This is a genomic window from Halomonas borealis (assembly GCF_004798905.1).
GTDB lineage: Bacteria > Pseudomonadota > Gammaproteobacteria > Pseudomonadales > Halomonadaceae > Halomonas > Halomonas borealis.
Map to the genome: position 1 here is coordinate 23,763 of NZ_SDMO01000007.1, position 12,918 is coordinate 36,680.

Annotated in this window: 10 protein-coding genes; 3 read left to right on the forward strand and 7 right to left on the reverse strand. The window is 67.9% G+C overall.

Annotated elements, in window-relative coordinates; translation table 11 throughout:
• Nucleotides 1-41: 41 nt before the first annotated feature.
• The 7 genes from leuA to pgi form a co-directional block, all read right to left on the reverse strand.
• Complete coding sequence (gene leuA / locus ETC07_RS08565) at nt 42-1,748, reverse strand: 2-isopropylmalate synthase (protein WP_136248097.1); 1,707 nt, start codon at nt 1,746-1,748, stop codon at nt 42-44.
• 355 nt (nt 1,749-2,103) lie between these two features.
• The gene (locus ETC07_RS08570; protein WP_136248098.1) at nt 2,104-2,361 is read right to left on the reverse strand and encodes a TIGR02647 family protein; all 258 of its coding nucleotides are present in this window, start codon (nt 2,359-2,361) and stop codon (nt 2,104-2,106) included.
• A gap of 77 nt (nt 2,362-2,438) precedes the next feature.
• A complete protein-coding gene (gene serB, locus ETC07_RS08575) occupies nt 2,439-3,662 on the reverse strand; it encodes a phosphoserine phosphatase SerB (RefSeq protein WP_136248099.1) in 1,224 nt (407 codons plus the stop codon).
• Nucleotides 3,663-3,754: 92 nt separating this feature from the next.
• Nucleotides 3,755-6,007 carry a DNA topoisomerase IV subunit A gene (gene parC, locus ETC07_RS08580; RefSeq protein ID WP_136248100.1) on the reverse strand — a complete coding sequence of 751 codons (2,253 nt, stop codon included), beginning with the start codon at nt 6,005-6,007 and terminating at the stop codon, nt 3,755-3,757.
• 193 nt (nt 6,008-6,200) lie between these two features.
• Complete coding sequence (gene parE / locus ETC07_RS08585; RefSeq protein WP_136248101.1) at nt 6,201-8,081, reverse strand: DNA topoisomerase IV subunit B; 1,881 nt, start codon at nt 8,079-8,081, stop codon at nt 6,201-6,203.
• 39 nt (nt 8,082-8,120) lie between these two features.
• Entirely contained in the window at nt 8,121-8,747 is a 627-nt protein-coding gene (locus ETC07_RS08590; protein ID WP_136248102.1) for a YqiA/YcfP family alpha/beta fold hydrolase, read from the reverse strand.
• Nucleotides 8,748-8,951: 204 nt separating this feature from the next.
• Nucleotides 8,952-10,649, reverse strand: a complete 1,698-nt coding sequence (gene pgi, locus ETC07_RS08595; protein ID WP_136248103.1) for a glucose-6-phosphate isomerase — start codon at nt 10,647-10,649, stop codon at nt 8,952-8,954.
• Between the two features lie 82 nt (nt 10,650-10,731).
• On the opposite strand from pgi, the gene cmoA reads away from it, so the two are divergent.
• From cmoA to ETC07_RS08610, 3 genes are all read left to right on the forward strand, one after another.
• Nucleotides 10,732-11,475, forward strand: a complete 744-nt coding sequence (cmoA, locus tag ETC07_RS08600; RefSeq protein ID WP_136248104.1) for a carboxy-S-adenosyl-L-methionine synthase CmoA — start codon at nt 10,732-10,734, stop codon at nt 11,473-11,475.
• Nucleotide 11,476: 1 nt separating this feature from the next.
• Nucleotides 11,477-12,469 carry a tRNA 5-methoxyuridine(34)/uridine 5-oxyacetic acid(34) synthase CmoB gene (cmoB, locus tag ETC07_RS08605; RefSeq protein ID WP_136248105.1) on the forward strand — a complete coding sequence of 331 codons (993 nt, stop codon included), beginning with the start codon at nt 11,477-11,479 and terminating at the stop codon, nt 12,467-12,469.
• Between the two features lie 135 nt (nt 12,470-12,604).
• A complete protein-coding gene (locus ETC07_RS08610; RefSeq protein WP_136248106.1) occupies nt 12,605-12,856 on the forward strand; it encodes a GlsB/YeaQ/YmgE family stress response membrane protein in 252 nt (83 codons plus the stop codon).
• Nucleotides 12,857-12,918 lie beyond the last annotated feature (62 nt).

Consider the following 12,918-nt stretch of genomic DNA (forward strand, 5'->3'; position numbering starts at 1 on the left):
TAGACCCTCGGGGTTTGCTTGTCGCTCGGCGCTTGTCGCTGTCAGGCCAGCGTTTCGGCGGTGACGTTGGCCGCCGGGGCTTCGCTGGAATGCTGGCGGTTGATCGCGCTCAGCACGCCTTCGATCGAGGCACTGGTGATGCTCTCGTCGGTCCCCACGCCAAACACCGCCTCGCCGTTGACGCGCACCTCCACGTAGGCGATCGCCTCGGCGTCCGCGCCCTGGCCGCGGGAGTGCTCGTGGTAGTCGATGATCTCGACATCATGCCCCTCGCTTGCCAGCGCCTTGACGAAGGCCGCCAGCGGCCCGTTGCCCTGCCCCTGGATGGCGCGACGCTCGCCGCCCTCCTCGATGATGGCCTCGAGGGTCACCGTGGGGCTGTCCGGCTCGGAGGCCATGCGGTGGCTGACCAGGCCGAAGGGCCGGTGCTGTTCCAGATACTCGTCGACGAAGGCCTGATAGATCATCTCGGAGGTGACTTCGCGGCCCAGCCGTTCGGCCACGTCCTGCACCACCTGGCTGAACTCGATGGACAGCCGGCGCGGCAGTTCGATGCCGTGCTCCTGCTCCAGCAGGTAGGAGACGCCTCCCTTGCCGGACTGACTGTTGACGCGGATCACCGCCTCGTAGCTACGCCCCACGTCGAGCGGGTCGATCGGCAGGTAGGGCACCGCCCAGATGCTGTCCGGATGCTCACGGCGCTCGGCCATGCCCTTCTTGATGGCATCCTGGTGGGAGCCGGAGAAGGCGGTGAACACCAGGTCGCCGACATAGGGATGGCGCGGATGCACCGGCAGCTGGTTGCAGTATTCCACCTCGCGCATGATCGGCGTGATATTGGAGAAATCGACGCCCGGGTGCACGCCCTGGGTATAGAGGTTCATGGCCAGGGTGACGAGGTCGACGTTGCCGGTACGCTCACCGTTGCCGAACAGGCAACCCTCGACTCGGTCGGCCCCGGCCATCACGGCGAGCTCGGCGGCCGCCACGCCGGTGCCACGGTCGTTGTGCGGATGCACGCTGACGATCAGGTGATCGCGCTTGGCGACGTGACGGCAGAACCACTCCACCTGGTCGGCGTAGTTGTTGGGCGTGGCGCACTCCACGGTGGCCGGCAGATTGACGATCATCGGCGCCTCGACGCTGGCGCCATAGGTAGCCTCCACGGCGTCGACGATCTCCACCGCGAAGTCCATCTCGGTGGTGGAGAACAGCTCCGGCGAATACTGGAAGGTCCAGTTCGTCTCCGGCGCCGCCGCCATGTGCTCACGGATGCGGGCGGTGGCATCCACCGCGATCTCGATGCACTCGGGCCGGCTGACGTTGAACACCACGCGGCGGAAGACCGGGTCGGTAGCGTTGTAGACATGCACGATGGCGTTCCTGGCCCCCTTCAGCGCCTCGAAGGTACGCTCGATGAGGTGCGGACGGGCCTGGGTGAGCACCTGGATGGAGACATCCGCCGGCACCTTGTCGTCCTCGATCAACGAGCGCACGAAGTCGAAGTCGGTCTGGGAGGCCGAGGGGAAGCCGACCTCGATCTGCTTGAAACCGATCTTCACCAGCAGGTCGAAGAAACGCTGCTTGCGCTCCTGGTCCATGGGGTCGATCAACGACTGATTGCCATCGCGCAGGTCGACGGCGCACCACTGGGGCGGCGCCTCGATGCGCCGACTCGGCCACTGGCGATCGGGCAGATCGACGGCCACGAAGGGACGGTACTTGGTGGAAGGGTTATCGAGCATCATGGCGGCGTTCTCCCGGGGGCGTTTGACGGATTCAGAAACGACGACGCCCCGCCTGCCGGAAGGCAGACGGGGCGTCGTCGGAGCGTTCGGGGATGATCATCGTGACGCCTACCGGTCGGCTGACAGGCGAGACATGGGGAGGGATGATCCTGGGTCTGGCGGTAACGGTGCGGGACATGTGACAACCTCGAATTCGACCTGGACAAGAGGGCGATGCAGACGGCATCGCCCGGCGCGCTCAGCGGCGGGCTAGTAGTCGTAGGTCGAGAACGAGGTTGTGCGATGTCGTATTCATGACGCTAGCAAATCAGCCTGGCGGCGGCGTGTCAACTCCCCCACGCCGCCCGGGAGGCATTCAGGTGGCAACATCGGCCGTGCCGAGCAGGGTCAGCAGGTCGCGGGCATGCTCGGCCGCCTCCTGTCCGAGGGTCGTGAGGTAACCGCCATCGGGCTGGGTCACCAGGCCCTTGTCGTGCAACCGGCGCGTGGCCTCGATCATCTCCGGCTCGGCGCTGGAGTGCACCTTGATGCCCTCCTGATGATTGGTCGGGTTGAACAGGCCGAGCACCTTGAGCTCGTCGAACACTTGCGGCGTATAGCGGGACTGGGACATGGCGCCTTCCTCGTTATTGTCGTGAGCGTTCACCCGACGCTACCCCCGCTGGCCCGACGACGCCAGCGAAAATCGTCTCACGCTGCCTCGAGATCGCCTTGCCGATAACCGATCAGGTAAAGCACGGCATCCAGCCCCAGGGTGGAGAGCGAGTGCCGGGCCTGCTCGCGCACCAGCGGCTTGGCACGGAAGGCGATGCCAAGGCCGGCCGTGGCCAGCATCTTGAGGTCATTGGCGCCATCGCCCACGGCGATGGTCTGCTCCATCACCAGCCCCTCGCGCTCGGCGATCTCGCACAGCAAGGCGGCCTTGCGGTCGGCATCGACGATCGGCTCGCGCACCTCGCCGGTCACCTTGCCGTTCTCGATCACCAGCTCGTTGGCATGGACTTCGTCGAAGCCGAGCCGCTCCTTGAGGTGCTCGGCGAAGTAGGTGAAACCGCCGGAGAGAATCGCGGTGCGATAGCCCAACCGCTTGAGCTGGCTCATCAGCCGCTCCAGGCCATCCATCAGTGGCAGCTGCTCGGCGATCTCGGCGAGTACCGACTCGTCGAGGCCGCGGAGCTTGGCCATGCGCTCGCGGAAGCTCTGCTGGAAGTCCAGCTCGCCACGCATGGCACGCTCGGTGACCGCGGCCACCTCATCATAGACGCCGTGACGGCGCGCCAGCTCGTCGATCACCTCGGCCTGGATCAGGGTCGAATCCATGTCGAAGCACACCAGGCGACGATGGCGACGCCAGATGGAATCTTCCTGCAGGGCGATATCCACGCCATACACCGCCCCCAGCGCCAGGGCCTTCTCACGCAGGGCCTCCAGGTCGATCTCGTCGCCACGTAGCCAGCACTCGACGCAGGCACCCTGGATGGCGTCATGCTCGCCGGGCACACCGCCATCCAGCGGCTCACGCCCGGACAGGCGATGAATCGACTCCACGGTCAGGCCCTGCTCGGCGGTCAGCACGCCGACCTCGGCCAGGATGCCCGCCGGCAGATGCGGCGCCAGCAGCGTCAGGATCAGCCGCGGCTGGCTGGCCTGCACGCTCCAGCGGTGATAGTCCTCGGCGCCGACCTGGATCGCCTGCACATCGAGGCCCAGCCGGCCACCGGCCGCGGACAGCGCGCCCTCCAGGTCGCTGTCGTGGTCGAGTCCCACCAGGGCCTCCAGCGACACGATGCCGAAGGTCACGCTCTGGTTGATGTCCAACAGCCGTGCGCCGCTGTGGGCCAGGGCGCGACCCAACCCGGCCAGCTGGCCGGGCCTGGCGGGGCCGCTGGCGCGAATCAGTACTCGTCTTGTCATGATGCCCTCGTGTCATGCGTCGCCACGAGCCTCGGGGCTTGCCACGCGCCCCGACGCCCGACGTTCAAAACCCGAAACTGGAAGCCCGCGGCTCAGGCGTCTACCTCGAGCCGATCGACCTTCTGTAGCCCCCGGGGCAGCTTGCTGCCACGCCGGCCCCGCTCGCCACGATAATAGTCGAGTTCACTGGCCTTGAGCGTCAGCTTGCGCTTGCCGGCATGCACCACCAGCGCCTGGCCCGGCGCCAGCAGCGTCAGGTCGCGCAGGAACTCCTCGCGCCGCGCGGCTCGCGCGCCGGGAATATCGAGCATCTTGTTGCCCTTGCCCTTGGCGAGCCCGGGCAGCTGATCGAGCGGGAAGACCAGCAACCGCCCCTCGTTGGACACCGCCGCCACACTGATGTCCTCGCCTTCCGGCACCGCCCGGGGCGCGACCACGTTGCAGCCCTGCGGCACGCTGAGCACCGCCTTGCCGGCCTTGTTCTTGCCGGTCAACCCCTCGAGGGAGGTCACGAAGCCGTAACCGCCATCCGAGGCCAGCAGGTAGCGGGTCGCCGGCGGCGCCAGCAGCAAGCCGGCCATCAGGGCGCCGGCGGCGACGTTGACGCGACCGGTGACCGGTTCGCCCTGGCTGCGCGCGCTGGGCAGGTTGTGGGCGGCCAGGGTATAGGCGCGGCCGGTATCGTCGAGCAACACCAGCGGCTGGTTGGTCTTGCCGCAGGCGGCGAGGTGGAAACGGTCGCCGGCCTTGTAGGACAGCCCGGTCGGATCGATCTCGTGACCCTTGGCGGCCCGGATCCAGCCCTTCTCGGAGAGCACCACCGTGATCGGGTCGGCGCCGAGCAGCTCGACCTCGGACAGCGCCTTGGCCTCCTCGCGCTCGACCAGCGGCGAGCGACGCGCGTCGCCGTAGTCGGCGGCGGCCTGGCGCAGTTCCTGCTCGATCAGGTCGGTGAGCGCGGCCTCGGAGCCGAGCAGCTCCTCGAGCCTGGCGCGCTCGGCCTCCAGGTCGTCCTGCTCGCCGCGGATCTTCATTTCCTCGAGCTTGGCGAGATGGCGCAGGCGCAGCTCGAGGATCGCCTCGGCCTGGCGCTCGCTGAGCCCGAAGGCCTCGATCAACGCGGCCTTGGGCTCGTCCTCCTCGCGGATGATGCGGATCACCTCGTCGATATCGAGGTAGGCCGCGAGCAGGCCCTCGAGGATATGCAGGCGGTCCTGCACCTTGCCCAGGCGATGCTCGAGGCGCCGGCGCACGGTGCTGCGACGAAAGCGCAACCACTCGCCGAGCAGATCGGGCAGCGGCATGACCCGCGGCCGGCCGTCCAGGCCGATCACGTTCATGTTGATGCGCACGTTCTTCTCGAGGTCGGTAGTGGCGAACAGGTGCGCCATCAGCGCCTCGATATCGACCCGGTTCGAGCGCGGTTCGATGACCAGTCGGGTGGGCTCCTCGTGGGTCGACTCGTCGCGCAGGTCGGCGACCATCGGCAGCTTCTTGGCCTGCATCTGGGCGGCGATCTGCTCGAGCACCTTGGCGCCGCTGACCTGGTAGGGCAGCGCGGAGATCACCACGCTGCCCTCCTCCAGGCCATAACGCGCGCGCATCTTCACCGAACCGCGGCCGCTCTCGTAGATCTTGCGCAGTTCGCGATGCGGGGTGATGACCTCGGCATCGGTGGGGAAATCCGGCCCCGGCAGGCGCTCCATCAGGTCGACGGTGGTCGCCTCGGGGTGGCGCAGCAGGTGGCAGGTGGCATCGACCACCTCGCCGACGTTATGCGGCGGGATGTCGGTGGCCATGCCCACGGCGATACCGGTACCGCCGTTGAGCAACACATGCGGCAGCCGCGAGGGCAGCACCACCGGCTCCTGCATGGTGCCGTCGAAGTTGGCGGTCCAGTCCACGGTGCCCTGGCCGAGCTCACCGAGCAGCACCTCGCTGAACTTGGACAGCCGCGCCTCGGTGTAGCGCATGGCGGCGAAGGACTTGGGGTCATCGGGACTGCCCCAGTTGCCCTGGCCATCGACCAGCGGATAGCGATAGCTGAACGGCTGGGCCATCAGCACCATCGCCTCGTAGCAGGCGCTGTCGCCGTGAGGGTGGAACTTGCCGAGCACGTCGCCGACGGTACGCGCCGACTTCTTGTACTTGGCGCTGGCATTGAGCGCCAGCTCGCGCATGGCGTAGACGATGCGCCGCTGTACCGGCTTCATGCCGTCGCCGATGTGCGGCAACGCCCGGTCGAGGATCACGTACATCGAGTAGTCGAGGTACGCCTTCTCGGTGTATTCGCGAAGCGACAGACGTTCGACGTCGCCCTCCGCCACCTGGATATCCATGGTCATACGGTATGCCCTTGGTCAGGGTTCAAAATCGATGTCTTCACCACCCGCGACTATTCCGGCGACGGGTCGTCGGGGAGGCGCTGTGAACCCCTCCCTGGGCGCTACCTTTTCCCTCCCTGGAAAAGGACCTCCCCTTCGCCCCGTCCCCGGCGCCGCTCGCCTTGGCATGTGGCTCGGTGCTTGGCGCTTAGCCCTATACCTCTATCTCGGCGAGATTGCCGTAGTCCTCAAGCCAGCTCTTGCGGTCGGCGGCGCGCTTGCGGGCCAGCAGCATGTCCATCATCTCCAGGGTGCCGTCGCCTTCCTCACGGGTCAGCTGCACCAGCCGACGGGTGTCGGCGGCCATGGTGGTCTCGCGCAGCTGCAGCGGGCTCATCTCGCCCAGGCCCTTGAAGCGCTGCACGTTAGGCGTGCCGCGCTTGCCTTCCAGGCGCTTGAGGATCGCCGCCTTCTCGCTTTCGTCCAGGGCATAGAACACCTCCTTGCCCAGGTCGATGCGATACAGCGGCGGCATGGCCACGAACACGTGGCCGGCGTCGACCAGCGCCGGGAAGTGGCGCACGAAGAGCGCGCACAGCAGGGTGGCGATGTGCAGGCCGTCGGAGTCGGCATCGGCGAGGATGCATATCTTGTGGTAGCGCAGCTTGGCGAGGTCGTCGCTGCCCGGGTCCATGCCGATGGCCACGGCGATGTCGTGGACCTCCTGGGAGCCATAGATATCCTGGGCCTCGACCTCCCAGGTATTGAGGATCTTGCCGCGCAGCGGCAGGATCGCCTGGCTCTCGCGGTCGCGGGCCTGCTTGGCGCTGCCGCCGGCCGAGTCGCCCTCGACCAGGAACAGCTCGCTCCCCGCCGGGTCCTGCCCGGAGCAGTCGGCCAGCTTACCGGGCAGTGCCGGCCCCGAGGTGACCTTCTTGCGCGCCACCTTCTTGGCGCTCTTCTGGCGACGCTGAGCGGCGCTGATCACCAGCTCGGCGAGGGCCTCGGCCTGGTCGACGTGGTGGTTGAGCCACAGCGAGAAGGCGTCCTTGACCACCCCCGAGACGAAGCCGGCCACGGTGCGCGACGACAGCCGTTCCTTGGTCTGGCCGGCGAACTGGGGCTCGAGCATCTTCACCGAGAGCACGAAGGCGACGCGCTCCCAGAGGTCCTCGGCGGTCAGCTTGACGCCACGGGGCAGCAGGCTGCGGTAGTCGCAGAACTCGCGCAGCGCTTCGAGCAGGCCGGCGCGCAGGCCATTGACGTGGGTGCCGCCCAGCGGCGTGGGGATCAGGTTGACGTAGCTCTCGAGCAGCGGCTCGCCGCCTTCCGGCAACCACTGGATGGCCCAGTCGACGCCGTGCTCATCGTCGGCGAAATGGCCGACGAACGGCGAGGCCGGCAGCACCTCATAGCCGTCGGTGGCCTGGGCCAGGTAGTCGCGCAGGCCATCCTGGAACTGCCACACGTTCTGGGTGCCATCGGCCTCGATGAGGGTGACCTCGAGCCCGGGGCAGAGCACCGCCTTGGCACGCAGCAGGTGCTTGAGCCGTGACATCGAGAGCCGCGGCGAATCGAAGTAGCTCGTTTCCGGCCAGAAGCGCAGGGTGGTGCCGGAGGCCCGCTTGGCGGCGGAGCCGATCACGTCCAGCGGCGAGGCCAGCTCGCCGTGCTCGAAGGCCATGCCATGACGACTGCCGTTCTTTTGTACCTCGACCTCGAGGCGACGCGACAGGGCATTGACCACCGAGACCCCGACGCCGTGCAGCCCGCCGGAGAAACGGTAGCTCGACGACGAGAACTTACCGCCGGCGTGGAGCTTGGTCATGATCAGCTCGATCCCGGAGACGCCATGCTCCGGGTGGATGTCGATCGGCATGCCGCGACCGTCGTCGCTGACCTCGACGCCGCCGTCCTCGAACAGGCGTACGCCGATCTTCCCGGCGTGACCGGCCAGCGCCTCGTCGACGCTGTTGTCGATGACCTCCTGCACCATGTGATTGGGGCGCGCGGTGTCGGTGTACATCCCGGGGCGTTTGCGCACCGGTTCGAGCCCGGCGAGCACCTCGATCGAGCTGGCACTGTATTGGGTCATGGCGTCGTCTGTGTCCTATGCATGTTCGAATCCGCGCGCTCAACCACGGGGTGCCACACGCCCGGCTTCCAGGGCATGGCCCCCGTGAGCGAAGATCGCCGGCAGGTAATCGGCCAGCACCGAGAAGCCGTGATCGCCGCCGGGCTGGAGGATCATCCTGGCACCGCGATAACACGCGAAGGCGTCGCGACAGTCCAGGGTCTCATCGGCGGTGCCCAGCAGCAGCAGGTAATGGGCCGGCGTGAGGCGCCCGGGCGTCATCGCCTCCAGCGCCCGGCGATGTGCCGCCTCCACCATGAAACGCTGCCCATGGTAGGGATTGATGAAGGCCTCGCCGATCCACCCCGCCATCAGGCGCGCCGGGGCCACCGCCGGATTGATCAGCGCCGCGGGTAGGCCATGGCGCTCGGCGAGCACCGTGGCCAAAAATCCCCCCAACGAGCTGCCGACCACCAGCGGGCACGCGCCCAGCTCGGCGAGCCGATCCTCGGCCTCGTTCAGGGCCCCGTCAGGACGATGCGGCAGGTCCGGCGCCGCGCACGGCAACCCGAGCGCCGCGCAGGCTGCGCGCATCAGCGCCGCCTTCGGCGAGGCGGCGCCGCTGTTGAAGCCGTGCAGGTAGAGAACGCCGCTGGCCGGCTGGCGCGGCAGAGCGGCGTTCAGCATACCCGAAACCCTGTATAAATGGCCAGCCTGGTTGCACAGCTTCCAGCGGGCTTGGAACGGAGCCCGCGAGGGGCGCCGGAGACGGGTCGCAAAAAGAGTCCTACGCCATGGATGGCGTCGGTAGCGCCCTGGGTGGGGGGCACAGCGCCCCCTCGTAGCCCCGTCGACGGGACGGACCCAAGCGATAACCGAACAACGCTTGCTCTAACCATCGGCTTCTTGATCGACCACCGGCTCGGCCGCCCATACCGCCTCGATCAGCCCCCGGGTGGAGGCATCCATGCCATCGAGGCCGGCCTCACGCTGGAGGATGCGCTGGGTCTCGCCGGCCAGGGTCTTGCCCAGCTCCACGCCCCACTGGTCGAAGGGATTGATGTCCCAGATCGTCGCCTGCACGAACACCTTGTGCTCGTAGAGCGCGACCAGCGCGCCCAGGGTCTCGGGCGTGAGGCGATCGAGCAGCAGCGTGCTCGACGGCTGGTTGCCGCGGTAGCGACGATGCCCCGGCCGCGGCCCGTCCTCGGCCACCGCGGCGTCGCCGAGCATCAGCGCCCGAGACTGGGCGAAGCAGTTGGCCAGCGTCAGGCGATGCTGGCCCATCAGATGATCACGAGTGGCGGGGTCGGCCACGTCGTCGTAGCGCGCCTTGGGGGCGATGAAGTCGCATTCCACCGACTGGGTGCCCTGGTGAAGCAGCTGGTAGAAGGCATGCTGAGCATTGGGCCCGAGCTGGCCCCACAGCACCGGGCAGGTGGAGTAATCCACCCCCTCGCCGTCGTGGTTCACCGACTTGCCGTTGGACTCCATCTCCAGCTGCTCGAGATAGGCGGCGAAGTACTCGAGCCGGCCGTCATAGGGCAGGATCGAGTGGGCGCGAATGTCGAGGAAGTTGACGTTCCAGATCCCCGCCAGGGCCAGCAGCACCGGCAGGTTGTCGGCGAGCGGAGCCTCACGGAAATGGCGATCCATGTCGTGGGCCCCGGCCAGCAGGCCGCGGAAATGCTCCATGCCGACGGCCAGCGCGATGGGCAGGCCGATGGCGCCCCACAACGAGTAGCGTCCGCCGACCCACTCCCAGAACTCGAGCTGGTGATCGTCGGCGATGCCCCATTCGCGCATCTTCTCGGGGCTCGCCGAGACGCCGATGAAATGCTGACGCATCAGCAGCGCGTCATCGACGCCTTCCTGGCGAGCGCCACCCAGCAGCCGTGCCTTGAGCCAGTCCCGCGCGGTACGCGCATTGGACAGGGTATCGATGGTGGTGAACGACTTCGACGACAGCACGAACAGCGTGGTCTCGGGATTGAGGCGCGCCAGGTAGTCGGCCAGCTGCGAACCGTCCATGGTCGAGGCGAAGTGCACGTCGATGCGCTGCTCGACCTTGGGGCGGTAATCGGCCAGGGCATGGGTGACCATCAGGGGCCCCAGGTCGGAGCCACCGACCCCGAGGTTGACCACATCGCTGATGGGCTTGCCGGTGGCGCCACGCCACTGCCCGGCATGGAAGCGCTCGACCATGGCTTCCATGCGGTCCAGAGTCGCGTGTACCGAGGCCACCAGGTCCTCGCCTTCGACCATGAAGCGCGCATCGGCGGGCAGGCGCAGGGCGGTGTGAAGCGCCGGGCGGTCCTCGCTGCGATTGACGCGTTCACCGGCCAGCAGCCCACGAATCGCCTCGGGCACCTCGGCCTCCCGGGCCAGGTCCAGCAGCAGCTCGAGGGTCTGATCGGTCCAGCGCTGCTTGGAGAGATCCAGCGTCAGGCCGGCGGCGCTGCGGCCGAAGGCCTCGAAGCGGCCGGGCTGCTCGACGAACAGGTCGCGCAGGTGCCGCCGCCCCATGCCGGCGGCATGCTCGGCCAGGGCGCACCAGGCCCGCTGCTGATCGATCGGGGTATGGCTCATGGGTTTCCTCCTGACATCCTGTCGTGCAGCCGAAAACGGGGGAGCGTAGAATGGCGGGCTTCCAGCCCACGGATCCTTGCCTATGTGTGACGCATCTTACCGTGACGCCATCTTTACGACACCCCTGGACCGGGTGGCGCGCTTTTCCTTCGACGAGCGGGTGGTGTCCTGTTTCCCCGACATGATCCGCCGCTCGGTACCGGGCTACGGCCAGATCCTGGCCATGCTCGGCCCGCTGGCCCGGCGCCACCTGCGCCACGGCGGTCACGTCTACGACCTGGGCTGCTCGCTGGGCGCCTCCGGCCTGGCGCTGGCCGGCCAGCTGCCGCCCTCGGCATTCCGCTATACCGGCGTGGACCTCTCGCCGGCCATGGTCGAACGCGCCCGGGAGACGCTGGCCGCCGAGACCCCCGATCACGACCTGACGGTCATCGAGGACGATATCCGGCGTCTCGACTACGCCCCCTCGGGGATGATCCTGCTCAACTTCACCCTGCAGTTCTTGGCCCCGGAGGATCGCGACGCCGTGATCGCCAGGCTCTTCGATGCCCTGGAACCCGGTGGCGTGCTGGTGCTCTCCGAGAAGATCAAGGCCACCGACGAGCAGGACAACGCCTGGCTGGTGGAGCGCTACCACGACTTCAAGCGCGCCAATGGCTACAGCGAGCTGGAGATCAGCCAGAAGCGCACCGCGCTCGAAAACGTGCTGGTGCCGGACACCCTGGAGGCGCACCGGGAGCGGCTGGCCCGCGCCGGCTTCACGCGTTCGCTGGTGTGGTTCCAGCACCTGAACTTCGCCTCATTGATCGCCTTCAAGGAGGACTGAGGTGCCGATTCCCGACACCCATCGCCCGCTCTACCGGGCCTTCCTCGACCAAGGGCTCGACACCTGGCTGGCCCGGCTGCCCGAGCAGCTGGCCCGCGGCCTCGACCGCACGCGCTTCGGCGACCTGCCGGCCTGGGAGAAGGCCGTGGCCAAGCTGCCGCCGCTGCCGGAGGGCCGTGAGGTACGGCTCGACGCCGACCACGTCACGGTGGACGCCGACCTCGATGCCTCGCGACGCCGCCAGAGCGAGAGCCTGCTGCGTGCGCTCGCACCCTGGCGCAAGGGGCCCTTTTACCTCGGCGGAGTGCACATCGACACCGAATGGCGCTCCGACTGGAAATGGCAGCGAGTGGCTCCGCACCTGGCGCCGCTGGCCGGCCGGCGCGTGCTCGACGTGGGCGGCGGCAACGGCTACCACGCCTGGCGCATGGCCGGCGACGGCGCCGGCTTCGTGCTGGTCATCGATCCCTCGCCGCGCTTCTACTGGCAGTTCCAGGCGGTGCGTCATTTCGTCGGCGAGGCCGACGGCGGCGCGGTGCACTTCCTGCCGGTGGGCATCGAGGACGTGCCCGAGGAGCTCGCCTTCTTCGACAGCGTGTTCTCGATGGGCGTGCTCTACCACCGCCCCTCCCCGCTGGAGCATCTGGCCCAGCTCAAGGCCGCGCTGCGCCCCGGCGGCGAGCTGGTGCTGGAGACGCTGGTGGTCGAGGGCGACGCCACCACGGTGCTGCTGCCCCCCGGCCGCTACGCCGCCATGCCCAACGTCTACTTCCTGCCCTCCTCCGCCGCCCTGTGTCGATGGCTCGAGCGAGCGGGCTTCGAGAACGTGCGGGTGGTCGACGAGGCCGACACCTCACTCGATGAGCAGCGCGCCACCGAGTGGATGACCTTCCAGTCGCTGGCCGACTTCCTCGATCCCGCAGACCCGAGCCGCACCCGCGAAGGTCACCCCGCGCCGCGTCGCGCGGTGCTGGTCGCCAACCGCCCCGGCTGAGCCCGGCCGAATGGCAGGGCCGAGGCGATGTGTTACCGTGATGATGAACGCTACACACCGCGCCCCTTGCGGGCACCGAACGCCAGGGGCGCGGTGATCATCGAGAAGGAAACTCGTCAAGCAAGGAGTGCCATCATGGGCTTTCTATCGTGGATTCTATTCGGCCTGATCGCCGGCATCCTCGCCAAGTGGATCATGCCGGGCAAGGATCCGGGCGGTTTCATCGTCACCATCCTGATCGGGATCGCCGGCGCCTTCGTCGGCGGCTGGCTGGGGGCCTTCATCGGCATCGGCTCGATGGGCGACTTCAGCCTGGGTAGCTTCATCACGGCCATCGTGGGCGCCCTGGTCCTGCTGGCCGGCTACCGGATGCTCAAGAAGGCCTGACACACGGCCCGGCAAGCACGCGAAAGCCGCTCCCTACGGGGAGCGGCTTTCTTCATGCCTGG